Consider the following 19,712-nt stretch of genomic DNA (forward strand, 5'->3'; position numbering starts at 1 on the left):
GAAACCTCATGGTCCGTCTATTTGGCCCGCTCGTTGGCCTCTTCTTCGCAGTCGCACTGCTCTGGTCGTTCGGAAACGGCGCCTACAATGCGGTGACGCAGCCTACTCCGCCGACCGTGGAAAGCTTGTTCCACAAGCATCCCAAGGAAATTGCGTACTCGTTCGACGGGCCGTTCGGCACGTTTGACAAGGCGCAGCTGCAGCGCGGCTTCAAGATCTACCAGGAAGTCTGCTCGAACTGCCACAGCCTGAAGCAGGTGGCGTTCCGCGATCTGACCCAGCTTGGCTACAAGGAAGCCGAGGTCAAGGCGATCGCGAAGAACTGGGGCAACAAGGCCCAGACCTTCGACCCCAAGACCGGTGACCGCGGCGACCGTGCGAACCTGCCTTCGGACCACTTCCCGCCGGTCTACTACGCCGGCCAGGGCAATCCGCCGGATCTCTCGCTGATTGCCAAGGCGCGTCACGGCGGTGCGCAGTACATCCGCTCGCTGCTGACCGGCTACACCGACCAGGTGGGCTACAAGAACGAAGCGGGCCAGGAACTGCTCAAGATGTTCCCGGATGCGAAGACGCCCGATGGGCTGTACTTCAACCCCTACTTCGCCAACCTGAACCTCGCCATGCCGCAGCCGCTGACCAGCGATGGCCAGGTGACCTACAGCGATGGCACCAAGGCGACGGTTGACCAGATGGCGACGGACGTTGCCGCGTTCCTGACCTGGACCGCAGAACCCAAGCTCGACAAGCGCAAGCAGACGGGCTGGCCGGTGCTCGGATTCCTGCTCGCCGCGACGGTGCTTGCGTACCTCGCCAAGCGGAATGTGTGGGCCGACAAGCACTGAGGCCCCTGCACTTAGCGCCCCGGCGCAAGCGACAAACAAAGGCCACCGGCAACGGTGGCCTTTTTTGTTGGCGGGGCTATGGAGGGCACGCCATGACCAAGGACGAGATCAAGGCGCTTGTGCGCACTGTGCCCGACTTCCCCGCCAAGGGAATCCTGTTTCGCGACGTTACGACGCTGATCAGCCACGGCGAAGGCTTTGCCGCCTGCATCGCGCATCTGGCGCGGTTGGCCGAAGCCGCCGGTGCAGAGGTTATCGCAGGGATGGAAGCGCGCGGCTTCATCTTCGGGGCGGCAGTGGCAGCGCACATGCGGCTGGGCTTCGTACCGGTGCGCAAGCCGGGCAAGCTGCCGGTTCGCACCGTGGGTATCGATTACGCGCTGGAATATGGACGCGACCGGCTGGAGATCGATCCCGGTGCGATCACCAAGGGCGCCAAGGTGATGATCGTGGACGACCTGATCGCAACCGGGGGTACGGCGCTTGCAGCGGCTGAACTGCTGCGCGGAGCCGGAGCGAGGGTGGACCATGCCCTGTTCGTGATCGACCTGCCGGACCTGCACGGCGCGGAGCGGCTGCGCGGAGCGGGCGTTACCGTGGAAGCGCTGATGGAATTTCCCGGCCACTGATCGGCCAAGTTGCCGAGCAGGGCCTGATGAGCCCCCCTCTCACCTGAGAGCGAGGGCCTTCTAGCGAAAAGCGATCAGAAGTTGGCGAGCGATGCCTTGGCGCAGCGGATCGCCTCTGGATCAGTGCCGCCACCGCCGGTGAGCATGCCAGCAAGCACGAACCCGCCGACAACGAAAATCACGAAGCCGATCGTGACCAACCCGAGGTACTTGTCGATCACGCGCTTGATCGGTGCTCCGAACACCTGGAACAGCCCGCCGACAATCATGAAGCTGATCGAACGGCTGATGATGCTGGCGAAGAGGAACGTCACCAGCGACATCTTGATGAAGCCGGCGCTGATGGTGATTAGCTTGAACGGTATCGGCAAGACACCCTTGACGATGATGATTTCCCAACCATGGGCACGCAGATAGCAGGCGGCCTGCGGGAAGCTATCAGCCAGATGGAGCAGCGTGAGCAGCTGCTTGCCCACGCTCGCGAACAGGAAATAGCCGATCGCATAGCCCAGCAGGCCACCGAGTACCGAGCCTGCCGTGGCAACTGCCGAGAAACGCACCGCCTTCTTCGGCTCGGCCAGACACATGACCCCGAGCAGCGGGTGTGGCGGCACAGGGAAGAAACTGGCCTCCATGGCCGAGAAGAGCGCCAGCCACACTTCGGCGAGCGGGTGCGTGGCCTTGGCCATGGTCCAATTGTAGAGGCTGCGAAGCATTGGGCTGGGTACTCGACTGATCAAACGTGCGCCTGCGGGCAGAATCGGGACGAGGCCCGCCAGTGCTCCCTAGCAACGCAATCCAAACATTCCCTAAGCGAGCGGGCGCCAAAGCGCTAGGGGGCGTGGCGGATAACCATATAGGTACAAAAAGCTTGACATCGTCACGCTGTTTGAGTACATAACAGGAACATCGCGATAGACCGAGTCGCCGCCGACCCGGCTGCGAAGCGCTCCGCACTCCCGTTTCCCTTAGCGACGGATACCTCATGGCTCAGCGACCCAAAGCGACGCGCTTGCGCGCCGCCGCCTCTGTCCGGCGCGGCAAATCGAATGGCAGGCCCAAGTGGGCAGACGTCTTTCTCGCTGCGCTTTCGGATACATCGAACGTGGCTGCGGCCGCACGCGCCGCCTTGATCGACGTTTCGACCGCCTATAGCCGCCGACGCCAGGATCACGAATTCTATCGCGCGTGGCAGACCGCCCTCTGCGAAGGGTACGACAACCTCGAGATGGAATTGCTCTGCCGGCTCCGCACCGGCGAAGTGAAGCCTGCAGCCGGCGCCAAGAAGGGCACCCGCAGCTTCGACAATGCCACCGCGTTCCGCCTGCTCGCGGTGCATCGCGACGCCACGACGCGGGAGAGAGCGCAGCGCAACCACACGACGGCGGAGGAAATCCGGGCGGCAATCGATCGCAAGGTCGACGAGCTGCGGCGTCGGGTCACAGAGGCGAAGGCTCAGCATGAGGCCTCCACGCGCGCCGCCGCGATTCTGCCGAAGCCGCAGGAGCCGGCGTGAGCGGCGACCGGCTGGACTTCCTGCGCCACGATGAGCACCGGCTGGCTCATGCGCTGCCCGAGCTGCTGACCGAGGCCGAGCGGGACGCCGTGCTCACCAACTGGCCGCTCTGGGCGCGCGCATCCCAGCTACCGCCGCCGGGCAACTGGCGGGTCTGGCTGATCATGGCAGGACGCGGCTTCGGCAAGACCCGGGCCGGAGCCGAATGGGTGCGGATGGTGGCCGAGCGCGACCACTCCGCGCGGATCGCGCTGGTGGCTTCATCGCTGCACGAAGCGCGCAGCGTGATGGTGGAAGGTGAAAGTGGGCTGATGGCGGTGAGCCCTCCCCACTTGCGGCCGCGCTATGAACCTTCGCTGCGCCGGATCGTCTGGCCCGGCGGGGCGCAGGCGCTGCTCTATTCGGCAGCGGAAGCCGAGACTCTGCGCGGACCGCAGCACAGCCATGCCTGGTGCGACGAGATTGCCAAGTGGGATGACAACCAAGGCCAGGCGCGCCGGTGCTGGGACAACCTGATGCTGGGACTGCGACTGGGGGATGCCCCGCAGATCGTTGCGACGACGACCCCGCGCGCGGTGCCGCTTGTCCGTCGGCTGATGGCGCAAGTGGGCGCGGACGACGCTGTCGTGCTGACCCGCGGCTCGACGACGGAGAACGAAGCCAATCTGCCGACGCGGTTCCTTGCCGATGTGGCGCGCGAGTTCGGCGGAACAGTGCTGGGGCGGCAGGAGCTGGATGGCGAGCTGATCGACGATTTGCCCGGTGCGCTGTGGACGCGGGGGCTGATCGAGACGTGCCGCGAAACCGGGGCAGGCTCGGCGATGACACGCGTGATCGTGGGGGTGGATCCACCGGCAAGCGCCGATGGGGACGCCTGCGGGATCATCGCCTGCGGACTGGGCGAAGACGGTGTGGCACGGGTGCTGGCAGATGCCTCGGTCGAAAAGGCGAGCCCGGAACGCTGGGCGCGTGCAGTGGCCGAGGCAGCGCGAGCGTGGTCAGCCGACCGCGTGGTGGTCGAGGCCAATCAGGGCGGGGCGATGGTGGAGGCGGTGCTGCGCGCTGCCAATGCCGCGCTGCCATTGCGGCTGGTCCACGCGGCACGCGGCAAGGTGGCAAGGGCCGAGCCGGTGGCGGCTCTCTATGAGGCGGGACGGGTTCGCCACGCCGGGCTGTTCGCTCGGCTGGAAGATGAACTGTGCGGACTCCTGCCGGGCGGAACCTATCAAGGGCCCGGCAGATCGCCGGACCGGGCCGATGCCTGCGTCTGGGCGCTGACCGAACTGATGCTCGGGCGCTCCGGGGAGCCGCGCATCTGGATTGACTGAGGGGGATTGGAACAGGCCCTCCCCCACCCTTCCCGCAAACGGGAAAGGTGGAAACCGCTTCACGCGACTTGAAAGGCTGGACATGTCGATTTTGCAAAGCCTCGCGGCGGCCTTCAAGGGCGCCGCGGTATCCGACCGTGCGCCATTGGCGCGCGGGTTCATTTCACCCTGGGCCGAGGCGTTCCAGTGGCGCGGCGGTGATGCGCGCGGGCCGCTGAACTACCCGGCGGCGATCCGTGAGGCCTACCTCAAGAACCCGGTGGCGCAGCGCGCGGTGCGGCTGGTGGCCGAAGGTGTGGGGAGCGCGCCGATTGCTGCGTCGGATCCCGAACTGGTTAGGCTGGTAAGCGCAACCAGCGCCGGGCAGGCGCTGCTCGAGACGCTGGCCAGCCAGCTGCTGCTGCATGGCAATGGCTATGTGCAGGTGCTGCGCGACGCCGATGGCCAGCCGGCCGAACTGTTCGCATTGCGACCGGAGCGGGTGCGGATCTTGCCCGACGGCAAGGGCTGGCCTGCAGCGTTCACCTACACGCTGGGCGAGACCACGCTGCAGATCGATGCGGTCGACGAGTTTGGACGGCCCAATCTCATCCACATCCGCGCGTTTCATCCCTCCGACGACCACTATGGTGCAGGCTGCCTCGAGGCGGCGGAAGAGGCCGTGGCGATCCACAATGCCGCCGCGCGGTGGAACCGCGCGCTGCTGGAGAACGCGGCGCGGCCTTCGGGCGCGCTGGTCTATGACCCCGGCGAGCCGGGCGCAGCGCTGAGCGCCGACCAGTTCGAGCGGATCAAGACCGAGCTGGCCGCCGCCTTTTCGGGCGAGACCAACGCCGGGCGGCCGATGCTGCTCGAAGGCGGGCTCAAGTGGCAGACGCTGGCGCTGAGCCCGGCGGATATGGACTTCGCGACGCTGAAGGCCGCTGCAGCGCGGGACATCGCGCTCGCCTTCGGGGTGCCGCCGATGCTGCTCGGGCTGCCGGGCGACAATACGTATGCCAACTACCGCGAGGCGAACCGGGCGCTGTGGCGGCTTACGCTGCTGCCGCTGGCAGGCAAGATCCTCGATGCGCTCGCCGAGGGGCTGAGCGCCTGGTTCGAGGGGGCATCGCTGACGGTCAAGCTCGACGGAGTGCCGGCGCTGGCCGAGGACCGGCAGACGCTGTGGTCGCAGGTTTCGGCGGCCGATTTTCTGACCCCGGCTGAGAAGCGGCAGATGCTGGGCATTGCGGCGACACCTTCGGAGTTCGGCGCATGAGACGCGAGGACATGCTGGCCGGACTGCTGGCACAGGCCGGTAACGAAGGCTCCGAACTGATCACTTTGCGGGCGGTTGTCGAGGAAGCGAGCGAACTGGGCGCGGCGCGGGCGCTGGAGCAGATGGGCCTGGCCGACGAAACCGCGCACGAGGATCTGGCCGAGCTGCGCGAACTGCTCAGGGCGTGGCGCGATGCCAAGGCGAGCGCGTGGAAGGCGGTTGTCGGCTGGGTGGTGCGCGGCGTGCTGGCGCTGCTCCTGCTCGGCATGGCGGTGCGGTTCGGCTCTCAGGATGTGCTGCGATGAGCGCGGATACCGCATCCACCCCGGCGGCGCTGCGCTTTGCTGGCTATGCGGCGGTGTTCGGCAAGCGCGATAGCGGCGGCGACGTGATCGTGCCTGGCGCGTTTGCCGAGACTCTGGCTGCGCGCAAGCAGGCAGGTGTGCGCATTCCGCTACTGTGGCAGCACCGCACCGGCCAGCGGATCGGCTGGGTCGATCTGGCGGAGGAGGACCGGCACGGGCTACGCGTGGTCGCTTCGCTTTCGCCGGATGCCGGACCCGCCGCAAAAGCCCTTGCCGCCGGAGCGGTGAACGGCCTCTCGTTCGGATATCGGGTGCGCGCTGCCGCACCGCAGGGCGGCGGGCGCGAACTGCGCAGTGTCGACCTGATCGAAGTCAGCCTGGTGACCCGGCCCATGCAGCAGCTCGCCCGGGTCCACTACGTCGACACCAACGGCGGCCGCTTGGCGCCGGCTTGAACTCTCACGTTTTCGTTACCCCCCGAAAAGGCCGCACCGGAGCGAAAGCTCCGCAATGACGGCTGCCACCAAGAAAGGACGTTCGGTTCCATGGAAATCAACACCCCCGAAAGCGCAGTGAACGGCGCAATCGAGACCAAGGCCGACGCGTTCGACGCGTCGTTCGACATCGTGGCGCGCCAGGATGAGACCACCGCCGCAATCGCCGCACTGCGCGGCGACATTGCCGAAGTGAAGGGCCGGCTCGACAAGGTGAACCGCGCTGCGGTCCGTCCGGTCATCGGCGGCGTAGCTGATGGCGCCCTTGAGGTTTCGCCCGAACTCAAGGGCTTTGTTGACGGCTATTTGCGGATGGGCCGCGAGACCGAGCTCAAGTCGCTCTCGATCGGCTCCTCGGCTGACGGCGGCTTTGCCGTACCGCGTCCGATCGATACCGAGATCGCCCGCCGGCTCATCAAGATCAGCCCGGTGCGCAGCGTGGCCAACGTGGTGCAGACCAGCACCAGCGGCTTCCGCCGCCTGATCTCGATCGGCGGCACCGCATCGGGCTGGGCAAGCGAGACCGGTGCGCGCATCGAAACCGCGAGCCCCAAGCTCGCCGAAATCGTGCCGCCGCTGGGCGAGCTCTATGCCAGCCCTTCGGCCACGCAGCAGATGCTCGACGATGCGGCGTTCGATGTCGGTGCGTGGCTGGCGAATGAAATCGCGACCGAGTTCGCCCGTGCCGAAGGCGCTGCCTTCATCAACGGCACCGGCACAAACCAGCCCAAGGGCTTCCTCACCGGCCCGACGGCTGCCCAGAGCGATGCTGCGCGGGCATTCGGCACGCTGCAGTTCATCGCTTCGGCCAATGCCACCGGATTTGACGCGGCGCCTGAATCCAAGCTCATCGACATGGTCTTTTCGATGAAGGCCGCGCTGCGCCAGGGTGCGGTGTGGATGATGAACTCGGCGACGCTGGCTGCGGTGCGCAAGTTCAAGGCGGCTGACGGCTCGTTCCTGTGGCAGCGCGGGATTGTCGACGGCCAGCCGAGCCTGCTGCTCGGCTATCCGGTGATCGAGGCCGAGGACAACACCAGCAACTGGCGCTCGGCGCGGTGGCTCTGGCCCTTGCAGTGACAGGAGTAAGCGATGGAACTGGCTTTTCGCGCCGTGGTGGTAGCCTGGCTTGCTGCAGATCCGACGCTGGCCGACGGTCTGAACGCGATTGTCGAGGAAGCGCCGATCAGGACGGCCCTGCCGTGGCTCGCACTGACGGCCAGCGCGAGCACCGACTGGAGCACCAAGAGCAGCCGTGGCCGCGAGATTCGCGTGGCGCTCGAGCTCAATTACCGCGGCTACGAGCAACTGGCCGAGGCAGGGCTGATCAGCGCCATCGAGGCGCGGATGGAAAGCCTGCCAGCCGACCAGAGTGAGGCCGGCTTCCAGATTGCCAGCATGACGTTCCTCAAAGCCCGTGCGGAACAGCGCGGCGAGGCGCTGCGGGTCCTCGTGCTCGAATACCGGGCGCGGGTACTGGCGATCTGATCGCCAGCTTCAGCGCCCCGATGTGATTTTGCCCGTCCAATCAGGAGAACCAAAATGCCCGCACAGAAGGGAAGCGCCTTTCTGCTGAAGATCAGCGATGGCGCCGCGACGCCGACCTACAACACCGTAGCCGGGCTGCGCACGACGCAGATGGCGATCAATGGCGAACTCGTGGTCGTGACCAGCAAGGATTCGGGTGGCTGGCGCGAGCTGCTTTCGGGCGCTGGTACGCGCTCGGTGAGCGTGAGCGCCGCCGGGATCTTCCTCGGCAGCGCTGCCGAGAGCCAGATCCGCGGCAATGCCCTGACCGGCACGATCACCGACTATGAGCTTTCGTTCGAAGGCGGCGAGAAAATGCGCGGCAAGTTCCTTGTCCAGCGGCTGGACTACGCCGGCGATTTCAACGGCGAGCGCAATTACACGCTTGCGCTCGAAAGCTCGGGCATGGTGGCGCAGGTATGAGCGCCGTGACCGTGACGCCCGCTCCGGCCAATCCGCACCGCGGTGAGGCCGGCCTGCTGCTTGACGGCGTGATGCACGTGCTGCGCCCGACTTTCGGGTCGCTGGTGGCAGCTGAGGAGGAACTCGGGCCGCTGTTTGCGCTCGTCGAGCGCGCCAGTGGCGGCGAACTTAAGCTGGGCGAGATGGTGACGCTGTTCTGGCATTGCCTCGCGCATCCTTCGGACCAGAGCCGCGAGCAGTTTGCCGACGCCGTGACCCGCGCGGGGCTGGCCGCTTGTGCGCCGGTGCTGCGCAACCTGCTCGTGCAAGTGCTGAAGGGCGGCGGATGAGCGGCAAGGCCGAAGCCAGCTTCGGCGAGGCGGCAGCGCGCCTTTCGGGCCAGGCCGCGCTGTTGATAGGCTGGACACCGGAGACGTTCTGGGCGGCGACGCCCGCCGAGCTGGCCGCGATCGTGGCCGCGGCCGCGCCGCCCCCGGGAGACGGCATCGACCGAACCACCCTGACTGCGATGATGGAGCGCGACGCGCATGGATAGTCTTTCTACGCTGGTCGTCGACGTACGGGCCAGCACCGACGGGTTTGCCGCGGATATCGGCCAGATGCGCAGCAGTTTCGATTCGATCGTGGTCGATGGCTTCAGCCGGGGCAACGATGTGCTCGAGCGCGGCCTGCTGGGTGCGGTACGGCGCGGGAGTCTTGGCTTTGAAGACTTGCGCCGTACCGGGCTGAGAGTGATCGACGACATCGCGGCGCAGGCGCTGCGCGGCGGTCTGGCCTCGATCGGGATCGGTGGATCGGGGGGCGGCGGCCTCGGCGGCGGTATCCTGGGTCTGGGCAGCCTGATCGGCTCGATTTTCGGGCTGCCGGGCCGTGCGACCGGCGGGCCTGTCGCGCCGGGGCGTCCCTATCTCGTCGGCGAGCGCGGGCCGGAGCTGTTCGTGCCGACATCGGCCGGCCAGATCGATGCGGGCAGCGGCGGCGGCAGCGGACGGGCAGTCAATGTCTCGATCCGGGTGGTCGCACCCGAGGGCAGCAGCAGCCCGGAAAGCCTGCGCCGCTCCAGCCGCCAGGTGGCGCAAGCAGTGCGCCGCGCCCTCAGCGACTATTGAACAAGGAACGAAGGGCCATGAGCTTCTGGCTGGCTAGCCGCCGCACGGTGCAGGCGACTGACACGATCCAGCGTTTCGATCCCCGCTTCTGGACAGTCGATTTCCCGCGTCCGGCGATGGCATCGGTGGTGACCACCGCGCCCGACGCGCTGCGGGTGGATGCAGTGTTCCAGAAGGCGAACGACCTGATCGGGCTGATCTGGGAAAGCGAGGACCGGTGGGACCACCCGCTGCTCGCCTATGATGCCGACCGCGACTATGCGCGGCTGACCCTGTCGTTTCGCTGGCGTTCGAGCGGGATATTGCCGCTCGATGCCGTGAACGGGCCGACAATGACCATCGAGGGGCGCGATGCGGCAGGCAATCCGCGCGCCTGGTATGTCCGGCTGTGGAATTATGCGCTTGGCACCCCGACCGATGCGGTGGTGACACTGCCGTTCTCGGAACTCGCGGGTGGTTACCTCCTGCCGGGGGAGGCCGATCCGGTCCATCCCTCGGACATCGACCGGATGTTCATTTCGCTGGTCGCACCGGACTATTCGGCGACAGCGACGACGCCGTTCTCCCCGGCGGTGACGGGCTGGGCGGAACTCTCCGCGATACGCTGCGGCGGGCAAAAGCCCATGCTCACGATCGGTGATGTGATGGTGCCGCCGCACGGCCTGAGCATGGCAACAGGCTATGACGACGGCTACAACCAGACCCCGGCGAGGCTGCTGCGCACCATTCGGGGGCTCGGCTATCGCGGCAGCATCAATCATTACGTGGGGATGAGCCACTTCTTTCCGCTGGCGGGCGATGGTGCGGGCGGTTTCGTGGTCGACCCGGCGCTGCCCGCATTCAATCCTGCGGCGGAGCGCTGGCATAGTGCGTTCCTCGCCGGCGCGAAGGCGATGGGGTATACCGTTATCCTGTCGCAATCCTTCGAACTCCTGGCGCAACATTGCCCGGCTGGCTGGCAGCAGCGAACGGCCGATGGCGCGCCGGCGAGAACGGGCTATTCACCGCCATCGGCACTGCTCTCGCCAGCGAATAGCCAGTCGTCCGAGGTCAAGGCCAGCGGCTGGTCACGCAAGCGCGAGCCGATGCCGCGGGTCAGGCAGTGCGGGGTGCGATATTACGATGTGGCCCGCGATTACCAACCGGGGCTGCAGCGCGGTGTTGGCCGCAGCGAGCAAGGCGATCTCGAGGTGATTGAACTGCCTGCTGCCCTAACCGCCGCGGAGGCGCAGGTGCTGGCTGGCAATGCGAGTCGCCGTGCAGCCCGCCCGGCTGACACAATCAGCTACCGAGTGACGGAGATCGATCCGGCGATTGCACCCGGTGCGATCGTGACCATTCCCATCACATCGGGCCTGTGGCGCGTGGCGCATTGGGAGTGGCAGCAGGACGGCGTGCTTCTTTCGCTGACCGCCAGCCCTTCAATCGGCGTTGCCACAGCGGGTTCGGCTCCGCCAGCGGATGCGGGGCGATACAATCCTGCATCCGACCTCATGCGCACGCCCACCGTGCTCAGCGCGTTTGCGCTCCCGTGGGACGGGACGGGCAGCGGGACGACTTCAGCGGTTTTCACCGCGGCATCGGGGGCAAGCGCCGGATGGACTGGCGCAGCGCTGCTGGCAGATCTGGGCGGCGACGGCGGCGCGCTGACGTCGATCGGGTCCACGGGCCGAAACAGGGCCCGATTGGGCCGCACGATTGGCGCATTGCCAGCGGCATCGCCGCTTCTCGTGGATCGTCAATCGACGCTGGACGTGGTGCTGGTTGGCACGGATCAGGTCCTCGCTGATGCAAGCCTTGCGCATCTACTACAGGGCGCGAATCGGGCTCGCATTGGCAGCGAAATCGCCCAGTTTGCTACCGCTGAGCCAATCGGTGGCGGCATTTGGCGCCTGCGCGGCTGGCTGCGCGGCCGCGGAGGGACGGAGTGGGCGATCGGGACACACGTAGCAGACGAGCCCTTCGTCCTGATCGACGATGCCTTGGTGAGCCTCGATCCATCAATGATCGGCGATCCGGCCACGACCCATATCGTCGCAGTCGGACTAGGCGATACGGCCGCAGTCAGCGTGCCGATCGCCGACCCCGGCGCAACGCTGCGCCCGCTTATGCCGGCACACGGAACCTCGACGCTCGAAGCAGATGGCTCGGTAACGCTGGCGTGGGTGCGACGGGCGCGGGGCGCATGGCTTTGGCTTGATGGCGTCGATACACCGCTGAGCGAGGAAACGGAGCTTTGGGAGGTCACGATCGGCGATCCGGTGGCTCCTGCGCTGCGCTGGCAGACCGCGGTACCCACGCTTCGGGTCACGGCAGCGCAGATTGCAGGACTTCCAGCCGGCGCTCCACACTACTTTTCCGTGCGCCAGATCGGCCAGCATGCCGCTTCCATGCCTCTGCGCATCGACTTTCCGGCCTGACACCAGCGACAGGACACGACCATGACTGACCCAGTAAGCTTTTCATCGGTTTCTCCGCGGTTTGCGCTTCCCCTGCTTTTTGCAGGGCAAAGCCAGAAGGAAGCGACCGTCAATGAGGCCTTGCTCGCCGCTGATTTGATTCTTCATCCCGCCCTCGAGGACGTTCTGGCAACACCGCCTGTCGCGCCCGTAAATGGACAATGCTGGCTGGTGGGCACCGGTGGAACAGGGGATTTCGCCGGGCAGACCGATCGGATCGCCGCGTGGACCGAGGGAGGTTGGCGTTTCATTGCACCGCGCGAGGGAATGCGCGCCTATGACATCGCAGCTGCCGCTCATCGCCTGTATACCGGGGGTTCGTGGCGGCTTGTTGCTGCCCCTGTTGCACCATCGGGCGGCAGTGTCGTGGATAGCCAGGCGCGGACGGCCATTGCTGCCATCATTTCCTCCCTGCGCACTGCCGGAGTACTTTCCTGACCCCATTCCCCCGCGGTCAGACTTCGGTAACGGTGGCGATTGACCCCTGACTCGGCTTGAGATTGTTGCTTAGAGGTCTGGTTTTAGTTGCCTTTTGGCAACATCCGACCCTCACGTTTGCTTGCAAGCAAAATCGAGAGCCGCTAATGGCGAAACACCCGAGGCATGACTTCGAATAAAGGGGAAATGAGAATGCGAAAACTGCTCCTGGGCTTGGCCCTGGCGTCAACGGCGCTTGCAACGCCGGCGCTCGCAAAGAAGGATTCCTGGTACGTCGAGGTCGATGCCGGCGCGATGATCGTCGAAAAGACCGATCTGGCAATCGCTGGTGTCGCTAAGGCAGCCACACTCAAGAACGACACCGGCTATGATATTGGCGGCATCGTCGGTTATGATTTCGGCGGCTTCCGCCTCGAGAGCGAAGTTGGCTATCGTCGCGCTCGCGCCGACCGCATCACCGACAGCGTGGGCGCCTTTGTCGATCGCGCTTCCGGTACGCTGACCGGCCGCACGCAGGCCCTCAGCTACATGGTCAACGGCCTGCTTGATTTCGGCGGTGACGACGGCCTTCAGGGCTTTGTCGGCGGCGGCGTCGGCGTTGCCAATGTCAAGTACGTGGTCTCGACGACAGGCTTCGGTGGCGCCGATGATTCGGACACCAACTTCGCGTGGCAGGCACTCGCTGGCGTGCGCGCGCCGCTCACGAAGCACTGGGACGTGGGCCTGAAGTACCGCTATTTCAGCGTCGACAAGCTGAACTTCGTCGGCAACGGCGCGCTGAACGGTCAGGCAATCAACGGCCGTTGGCGCTCGCACTCGATCATGGGCACCCTGGCTTACAACTTCGGTGGCGCCGAACCGGCACCGATGCCGGAACCGCCCGCTCCGCCGCCGCCGCCGCCGCCCCCGCCGCCCCCGCCGCCTCCGCCGCCTCCGCCGGCTCCGGTGTGCAACAAGGGTCCGTACATCGTGTTCTTCGACTGGGATAAGTCGAACATCACGCCTGAAGCGGCGACCATTCTGGACAACGCCGTTACGGCCTATGGCAACTGCGCCAGCGTGCCGATCATGCTGGCCGGTTACACCGACCGTTCGGGCACGCCGAAGTACAACCTTGGCCTGTCGCAGCGTCGCAACGACTCGGTTCGCGGCTACCTGACTTCGCACGGCATTCCGGATGGTTCGATCACCAGCCAGGCGTTCGGCGAAGCCAACCCGCGTGTTCCGACTGCGGACGGCGTGCGCGAACTTCAGAACCGCCGCGTGGAGATCACGTACGGTCCGGGTTCGGGCATGTAAGCTTCGGCCATCAGCCGAATGGAATTGGGGGGCCGGAGCAATCCGGCCCCCTTTTTCGTTGGCGACTTACCCGCAATTGAATGGAGCGGAAGCTCCGTACAGGAGCGTGTACATCCCAACCGATCAAATGGCGCGCGACCGGGTTGGGCCTGTGTGCGCAGGCGCTGCAGTGGCTTTCGAGCGCTCGCGCCTGACCAGATCCCGGCGGCACACCTCAAGCGCGACCAGTGCGAACGGCACCACGACAAGAATGCCGGCCAGCCCGATTCGCAGATTGGCTCCGAACGCACCGGAGATCTTGCCCGCAGCATAGGGCCCGAGCGCCAGGCCGATCATCGTTGCAAAGAGGAAGAATGCCGCTGTAGCAGTGGCGCGGGTTGTCGCAGGAACGATATTGACGATCGTACCGGCTGCACCGCCGAGCGCGCAGCTTGCCAGGAACCACATCGGGAACACGCAGATGTAAACGACCGTCAGCGAATGAGTCGCGAGCATGATGCAGTTCGGCACGAGCGATGTAAGCAGCGCTACGATCACCACAAGAATGCGCCGGGAGTGGTGCCGGTCGCCTGCGAGGCGATCTCCCAGAGCACCGCCCGCAATGACCCCCAGAGCCCCGCCGATCGCCGCAGATCCGCCAACGATCAAAGCGACCGCACCAGCGCTCGCGCCGAACTCGCGAATCACGAGCGACGGCCCGAAGGCAGAGTTCGCGTAGGTGATCACACACATGAGGCCGTAGCCGAGATTGAGGCCAACAACCGATCGCGACGCCCAGATGACGCGGAAGGCTTCGGGATCATCGTACCGCAGGGCGACGGCCCACGACGCGATTGCATAGGTCCCGATGCCAAGCGCGACCCATTGCACGGGATCGCCGATCAGGAACGACAGCACTGTTCCAAAGACAGCAAGGCCGGTCGCGATCGCAAGATTGCCAAGCAGAGCCGTCCGACCGCGCCGAGCGGCGGCAAAGAGCGTGAAGGGCGGAACGATCGCAGCCAGATCGCGCACAAATGCGGCAAGCGTGGCGGGCTGGGGTGCCGGTCGTGGTAGGCCATCAGCCGGAGGCGTCTCGAATCTTCCGCGAATCGGCTCTCGGAGGCTGCGCACCCAGAAGGCAAGAGCCAGGCCCGGAAGCCCGACAGCAAGGAACGCCGCCTGCCATCCAGCGAGGCCAAAGGGGCGAGCACCGAGCGGAAAGGCATGGTTCCACCCACCTGCGATCGCCGTACCTATATAGAGCGAGAAGCCGCCGCCGAGGTAGATACCCGACGAGAAGATGGCCACGGCCGTCGCGCGGCGATGCGCCGGAAAGTAATCCGCCAGCAGCGAATAAGAACAAGGGCCGGCAGTCGCCTCGCCCACCCCGACCCCAATTCGCGCGGTGCCCAGCTGGAGGAAGCTGCGGGAGAGACCGGAGAACGCAGTCATCGCCGACCAAAGCGCAAGACCCGTTGCGAGCACGCGGGTGCGCATGGCACGATCCGCCAGCTTGCCGAGAGGTATGCCAAAGAGAGCGTAAAAGACGCCGAATGCAGTGCCATAAAGAAAGCCGAACTGGGCATCCGAGATGCCGAGGTCATGCTTGATATCCACCGCGAGGATCGTCAGCAGCTGGCGATCCACGAAGTTGATGATGTAGACTAAAACGAGGACAAACAGCGCGTACCAACTGTAGCGGTCAACGCCGAACCATTGCTTCGGCCTATCCGTCATCTCCATACTTGGTGCCATCCTCTATCCCGGCTGCATCGAATCCCGCGCGCCGCAGACGGCAGCTGTCACACACACCGCAGGCCCGGCCGTCAGCCAGCGGGTCGTAGCACGACCAGCTGGCTGACGGATCGAGCCCGAGACGGGCCGCTTCTTGCGCGATTTCGCTTTTTTTAAGGTATTGGAGCGGGGCGTGGACCCGCACGGTGCCGCCTTGGTCCCCCAGCTTGGTGGCGACCCGGGCGAGACTTTCGAACCCGCCGATGAATTCCGGCCGACAATCGGGATACCCCGAATAGTCGAGTGCGTTGACCCCGATGAACAAGTCGGACGAGCCGGCTGCTTCGGCCCAGGCAAGCGCGAGCGAAAGGAAGACAAGGTTGCGAGCGGGCACGTAAGTGACCGGAATGTCGTCGCCGACCCCGTCCTTGGGTACGGCGATATCCGCTGTCAGCGCCGAACCGCCAAACTGGCGAAGATCGAGTGGCAGGACCACATGGCGTTCGACATGCAGCGCGGAAGCGATGTTGCGCGCCGCGTCGATCTCAACGCGGTGGCGCTGGTTGTAGTCGATCGTCAGGGCGAGAACACGAAAGCCCTGCTCCCGTGCGAGGGCTGCGCAGACCATTGAATCAAGTCCGCCCGAAAGCAGGACAACGGCGAGGGGAGCTTGTTGGGGAACGGCATCTGCAACCATGTTGCAGAGCTAAAGGGATGGATCGCCCGTGGCAATCCTTGGCGCGCAATCAGGAGGTGCAGGCACCCACGCGCCGCACTTCCGCGCGAATGTTGAACGGCAACCCCTGCGCGATACCCTGCGTCTCGAGCTGCACGAGCTGCGCGCTCTCGAAACGCACCGACGTCTGCCCATAGCCATTGCCTGGACAGGTATAGTGGACGGTCACGGTGTCCGCGGTATCCTGAACCGTGAAGCTGCGGCAGACTTCGCGCATGTGCCGGATCTGGATCAGACGGCGGCCATTCTCGAGGCACAGTCTGCTCCGGCCGCCCGCCAGATCACGATCACGCACTTCCCATTGCCCCGGCTGGAGCTGGTCGAGCATGGCAAGCGAAGGGCGCTGCGCCGTAAGTGCAGGCGCCATGAACGCGGCAAGCGCCACAATGCTGCCGCCAGCCATCCGGGAAAGCAGGCGGGGAAAGCCACGGAAAATCGGGCGACGCAGGCGGTACATCGTGCAAGCGCGTCCATCGGGCGTCCCGGCACCATGCAGGGCCGCCGCATTGCAATATACGCTGAATCGCGCTGCGTTAAAGTGTTCTTCTGCAGCGACAAACCGAACCGGTCTAATCAGTCGAGATCGATCTCGAAGACCCGCGAGCAAAACGCACAATCAACGAGGATAACGCCGTCCTCGTTGCGCATCTCCTCACGCTCGTCCGGACCGAAGCGCGACAGCACAGACCGGTAGTAGTCGCTGGTGCAGCGACACCCTTTGACGATCTTCAACCCGGGTTCCACGCGCACTTCGCGCTCCTCGTGAAACAGCCGCCACAGCAGGGTTTCAAGATCGAGTGCGGGATCGACCAGTTCGGCCGATGAAATCGCGCCGCCCATGATCCGCATGTGCTCCCACTCAGGATGATCATGCTGGACATGGAGCCGCTCGCGGCCTTCCTCGCCGTCCGGCAAGTGCTGGATGAGCAAGCCGCCCGCCACGCACCCGTTCACATCGCTTTGGACACCGAGCCGGATCAAAGTCGGGATCTGCTCCGACTGGAAGAAGTAGCTCTCGCAAGCTGCCGCCAGCGTATCACCTTCGAGTGGAACGATCCCCTGATAACGCTGACCAGTCGCGGCGAGGTCGAAAGTGATGGCGAGGTAGCCGTCACCGAACAAGGCGTGCAGCGTGGGCGCAGGCCCAAGTTCATCCAGACGCGCCCGATCAAAGCGGGCATAGCCGCGCAGCTCACCGGCCCGGAAATCGCACACCAGCAGATCGACCACGCCGCTTTGCGTCTGCGCCTGCATGGTGAGTTGCCCCTGCTCGTCCTTGAGCAGCGAACCCAGCAGCGCAGCCAGAACCAGCGCTTCGGCCAACAGATGGCGGATCGGGGCCGGGTAGGAATGCGCCGCAATCACATCATCGAGCACGGGGCCAAGGCGTACGACGCGGCCGCGCGCATTGCGCTCTGGCACGGTGAAGGCCAACACCTGGTCAAAACCAGTGGCACCCGGGTATCCGCTGTTTTCTGCCATGCTCAGATCTGCCCGAACGCCCAGCGCAGAATGGACTTCTGGGCATGAATGCGGTTTTCCGCCTCGTCCCACACCACCGACTGCGGGCCATCGATCACCGCGTCCGTCACTTCCTCGCCGCGATGCGCCGGGAGGCAATGCAGCAGCACGGCATCGGGCTTTGCCTGAGCCATGAGCGCAGCGTTCACCTGAAACGGTGTCATTGCGGCCAGCTTGGCTTCGGCGTGGGCCTGACCCATCGAAATCCAGGTGTCGGTGACGACGACGTCGGCCCCGCGCACGGCAGCTGCTACATCGCGGCACACATCAATGCGTGCACCGCCGGCGCGGGCTGCGGCGATGAATGCCGGATCACTATCATAGCCCTCAGGCACGCCGATGCGGACGTTGAACTTCATCAGCCCAGCCGCCTCGACGAGCGAGTTGAGCACATTGTTGCCATCACCCAGCCACGCCACTTCAAGGCCCGGCAGCGCCTTGCCGTGTTCGAGCAAGGTCTGCAGGTCGGCCAGGATCTGGCAGGGATGCGAAAGATCGGTCAGCCCGTTAATCACCGGAACGCTGGCAAATTGGGCCAGCTCTTCCAGCTTCGCATGATCGTCGGTGCGCAGCATGATGGCATCGGCCATCCGGCTGAGCACGCGGGCGGTATCGGCGATCGTTTCGCCGCGGCCCAGCTGCGTTGTTCCGGAATCGAGCACGATCCCGCTACCGCCCAGCTGGCGGATGGCGATATCGAACGAAACCCGCGTGCGGGTCGAGTTCTTCTCGAACACCATGGCGAGGACATGGCCGGCCAGCGGCGCATCGGCATCGGGCTGTCCCTTGGGACGCCCGCGCCGTGCGGCTTTCCGGTCCATGGCATCCCCCAGAATGGCGGCTATTGCGTCGCCGCCCGCATCGCTAAGGCTGAGGAAATGCCGGGTCATGCTGGCACTGCTTCGGCCGCATAACTGGCGGTGGCGGCTGAGAGCTTCTCCATGAATTCGTCGATGTGGCTGTCGTCGATCACCAGTGGCGGCAGGACGCGGAAGGTCATGTCGCCCGCCGCGACGGTGAGCAGCTGGTGGTTGTCGCGCATATGGGCAACAAACGCGCGCGGCTCGATCTTCATCTTCACGCCGAGCATCAGGCCACGTCCGCGGACGAGTTCGAACATGTCCGGATAGTTGCCGATAAACTGTTCAAGCCGGCCGCGCAGGCGTTCGCCCTTTGCCTTGACTTCGGCAAGGAAGGCAGGCTCAGCGACGACATCGAGCACAGCTTCGGCAGCAGCCATGGCAAGCGGATTGCCGCCATAAGTGCTGCCGTGCGTGCCGATCACCATGCCGCGCGCCGCGCGTTCGGTGGCGAGGCAGGCACCAAGCGGGAAGCCGCCGCCAATGCCCTTGGCGCTCGCCATGATGTCGGGCGTGACGCCGTACTGTTCATAGGCATAGAGATCACCGGTGCGGGCGACGCCGCACTGGACTTCATCGAAGATGAGCATGAGATCGTGCTCGTCAGCGAGCGCGCGCAGGCCCTGCAGGAATTCGGGCGAGGCATCGCGGATGCCGCCTTCGCCCTGGATCGGCTCAACAAGGAAGCCCGCCGTGTTCGGGCCGATGGCCGCGCGTACGCCTTCGAGATCGTCGAAATCGACATAGCGGAAGCCTTCGAGCAGCGGCAGGAAGCCCTTGTGCATCTTCTCCTGATTTGAAGCACTGATCGTGGCGATCGTGCGGCCATGAAAAGCGTTCTTGAAGGTAATCAGCTCATAGCGCTCGGTGTTGCCGGCATGCTGATGATAAGCGCGCGCGGTCTTGATCGCGCACTCCACTGCCTCGGCACCGGAGTTCGTGAAGAACACGGTATCAGCGAAAGTCAGATCGACCAGCCGCTGCGCCAGGTGTTCACCCTGCGGGCTGCCGTAGAGGTTGGAAACGTGCATCAGCGTTGCGGCCTGCCGCTGGATCGCACCGATCAGATGCTCATTGCTGTGGCCGAGCAGGTTGACCGCAATGCCGCTGGCAAAATCGAGATAGCGCGTGCCGTCTTCGCTGATCAGATGGCAATGCTCTCCGCGCACCGGACGCACGCCGCACCGGGGATAGACGGGCATCAACGGAGTGATCGACATGACACAGTTCCTTCCTGCTTCGGCTCCCG

23 protein-coding genes are annotated in these 19,712 nt (G+C 65.3%); 16 read left to right on the plus strand and 7 right to left on the minus strand.

Translation table 11 applies throughout. The features are described from left to right. Nucleotides 1-8 precede the first annotated feature (8 nt). Nucleotides 9-845, plus strand: coding sequence for a cytochrome c1 (locus ACO056_RS00770; protein WP_421850366.1), 837 nt, complete (start codon nucleotides 9-11; stop codon nucleotides 843-845). A 92-nt stretch (nucleotides 846-937) separates the two neighbouring features. Next, a complete protein-coding gene (locus ACO056_RS00775) occupies nucleotides 938-1,474 on the plus strand; it encodes an adenine phosphoribosyltransferase (RefSeq protein ID WP_421850369.1) in 537 nt (178 codons plus the stop codon). 74 nt (nucleotides 1,475-1,548) lie between these two features. Here the strand turns inward: ACO056_RS00775 and ACO056_RS00780 are convergent, their stop codons facing one another. Beyond that, entirely contained in the window at nucleotides 1,549-2,190 is a 642-nt protein-coding gene (locus tag ACO056_RS00780) for a YqaA family protein (protein WP_421850372.1), read from the minus strand. Nucleotides 2,191-2,486: 296 nt separating this feature from the next. Between ACO056_RS00780 and ACO056_RS00785 the strand changes: the two genes are divergently transcribed. The 14 genes from ACO056_RS00785 (at nucleotide 2,487) to ACO056_RS00850 (ending at nucleotide 13,630) form a co-directional block, all read left to right on the plus strand. Then, a complete protein-coding gene (locus ACO056_RS00785) occupies nucleotides 2,487-2,990 on the plus strand; it encodes a hypothetical protein (protein ID WP_421850375.1) in 504 nt (167 codons plus the stop codon). Beyond that, nucleotides 2,987-4,318, plus strand: a complete 1,332-nt coding sequence (locus ACO056_RS00790) for a DNA-packaging protein (RefSeq protein WP_421850378.1) — start codon at nucleotides 2,987-2,989, stop codon at nucleotides 4,316-4,318. Before ACO056_RS00785 ends, ACO056_RS00790 begins: the two co-directional genes overlap by 4 nt. 82 nt (nucleotides 4,319-4,400) lie before the next feature. Next, complete coding sequence (locus ACO056_RS00795; protein WP_421850381.1) at nucleotides 4,401-5,576, plus strand: phage portal protein; 1,176 nt, start codon at nucleotides 4,401-4,403, stop codon at nucleotides 5,574-5,576. Continuing rightward, entirely contained in the window at nucleotides 5,573-5,881 is a 309-nt protein-coding gene (locus tag ACO056_RS00800) for a DUF6127 family protein (RefSeq protein ID WP_421850384.1), read from the plus strand. Before ACO056_RS00795 ends, ACO056_RS00800 begins: the two co-directional genes overlap by 4 nt. Further along, nucleotides 5,878-6,336 (plus strand): HK97 family phage prohead protease, encoded by a 459-nt coding sequence (locus ACO056_RS00805; protein ID WP_421850387.1) that lies wholly within the window; start codon nucleotides 5,878-5,880, stop codon nucleotides 6,334-6,336. The genes ACO056_RS00800 and ACO056_RS00805 overlap by 4 nt, the downstream gene beginning before the upstream one ends. A gap of 90 nt (nucleotides 6,337-6,426) precedes the next feature. Next, nucleotides 6,427-7,455, plus strand: coding sequence for a phage major capsid protein (locus ACO056_RS00810; RefSeq protein ID WP_421850390.1), 1,029 nt, complete (start codon nucleotides 6,427-6,429; stop codon nucleotides 7,453-7,455). A gap of 12 nt (nucleotides 7,456-7,467) precedes the next feature. After that, nucleotides 7,468-7,863 carry a DUF3168 domain-containing protein gene (locus tag ACO056_RS00815; RefSeq protein WP_421850393.1) on the plus strand — a complete coding sequence of 132 codons (396 nt, stop codon included), beginning with the start codon at nucleotides 7,468-7,470 and terminating at the stop codon, nucleotides 7,861-7,863. A gap of 54 nt (nucleotides 7,864-7,917) precedes the next feature. Next, on the plus strand, nucleotides 7,918-8,325 hold the full coding sequence (locus tag ACO056_RS00820; protein ID WP_421850396.1) for a phage major tail protein, TP901-1 family: 408 nt from the start codon (nucleotides 7,918-7,920) through the stop codon (nucleotides 8,323-8,325). Beyond that, the gene (locus ACO056_RS00825; RefSeq protein ID WP_421850399.1) at nucleotides 8,322-8,654 is read left to right on the plus strand and encodes a gene transfer agent family protein; all 333 of its coding nucleotides are present in this window, start codon (nucleotides 8,322-8,324) and stop codon (nucleotides 8,652-8,654) included. The genes ACO056_RS00820 and ACO056_RS00825 overlap by 4 nt, the downstream gene beginning before the upstream one ends. Next, nucleotides 8,651-8,860, plus strand: coding sequence for a phage tail assembly chaperone (locus ACO056_RS00830; RefSeq protein ID WP_421850402.1), 210 nt, complete (start codon nucleotides 8,651-8,653; stop codon nucleotides 8,858-8,860). Before ACO056_RS00825 ends, ACO056_RS00830 begins: the two co-directional genes overlap by 4 nt. Next, the gene (locus tag ACO056_RS00835; RefSeq protein WP_421850405.1) at nucleotides 8,853-9,434 is read left to right on the plus strand and encodes a tail tape measure protein; all 582 of its coding nucleotides are present in this window, start codon (nucleotides 8,853-8,855) and stop codon (nucleotides 9,432-9,434) included. The genes ACO056_RS00830 and ACO056_RS00835 overlap by 8 nt, the downstream gene beginning before the upstream one ends. A 17-nt stretch (nucleotides 9,435-9,451) precedes the next feature. After that, nucleotides 9,452-11,854, plus strand: a complete 2,403-nt coding sequence (locus ACO056_RS00840) for a phage tail protein (RefSeq protein ID WP_421850407.1) — start codon at nucleotides 9,452-9,454, stop codon at nucleotides 11,852-11,854. A 21-nt stretch (nucleotides 11,855-11,875) separates the two neighbouring features. Further along, the gene (locus ACO056_RS00845) at nucleotides 11,876-12,331 is read left to right on the plus strand and encodes a DUF2793 domain-containing protein (protein ID WP_421850410.1); all 456 of its coding nucleotides are present in this window, start codon (nucleotides 11,876-11,878) and stop codon (nucleotides 12,329-12,331) included. Between the two features lie 192 nt (nucleotides 12,332-12,523). Next, complete coding sequence (locus ACO056_RS00850) at nucleotides 12,524-13,630, plus strand: OmpA family protein (protein ID WP_421850413.1); 1,107 nt, start codon at nucleotides 12,524-12,526, stop codon at nucleotides 13,628-13,630. Nucleotides 13,631-13,753: 123 nt separating this feature from the next. On the opposite strand, the gene ACO056_RS00855 is transcribed toward ACO056_RS00850, so the two are convergent. The 6 genes from ACO056_RS00855 to ACO056_RS00880 all read right to left on the minus strand — a co-directional run bounded on the left by ACO056_RS00855 (nucleotide 13,754) and on the right by ACO056_RS00880 (nucleotide 19,683). After that, entirely contained in the window at nucleotides 13,754-15,355 is a 1,602-nt protein-coding gene (locus ACO056_RS00855; protein ID WP_421850416.1) for an MFS transporter, read from the minus strand. Then, entirely contained in the window at nucleotides 15,339-16,043 is a 705-nt protein-coding gene (gene queC / locus ACO056_RS00860; RefSeq protein ID WP_421850419.1) for a 7-cyano-7-deazaguanine synthase QueC, read from the minus strand. Before queC ends, ACO056_RS00855 begins: the two co-directional genes overlap by 17 nt. Nucleotides 16,044-16,092: 49 nt before the next feature. Continuing rightward, nucleotides 16,093-16,539, minus strand: coding sequence for a DUF3617 domain-containing protein (locus tag ACO056_RS00865; RefSeq protein WP_421850422.1), 447 nt, complete (start codon nucleotides 16,537-16,539; stop codon nucleotides 16,093-16,095). Between the two features lie 116 nt (nucleotides 16,540-16,655). Then, nucleotides 16,656-17,564, minus strand: coding sequence for an Hsp33 family molecular chaperone HslO (locus ACO056_RS00870; protein WP_421850426.1), 909 nt, complete (start codon nucleotides 17,562-17,564; stop codon nucleotides 16,656-16,658). Between the two features lie 2 nt (nucleotides 17,565-17,566). Continuing rightward, on the minus strand, nucleotides 17,567-18,493 hold the full coding sequence (gene argF / locus ACO056_RS00875; protein ID WP_421850429.1) for an ornithine carbamoyltransferase: 927 nt from the start codon (nucleotides 18,491-18,493) through the stop codon (nucleotides 17,567-17,569). Beyond that, complete coding sequence (locus ACO056_RS00880; RefSeq protein WP_421850433.1) at nucleotides 18,490-19,683, minus strand: aspartate aminotransferase family protein; 1,194 nt, start codon at nucleotides 19,681-19,683, stop codon at nucleotides 18,490-18,492. Before ACO056_RS00880 ends, argF begins: the two co-directional genes overlap by 4 nt. Between the last annotated feature and the right edge of the window lie 29 nt (nucleotides 19,684-19,712).

The organism is Novosphingobium sp. (genome assembly GCF_965228995.1).
Lineage (GTDB): Bacteria > Pseudomonadota > Alphaproteobacteria > Sphingomonadales > Sphingomonadaceae > Novosphingobium.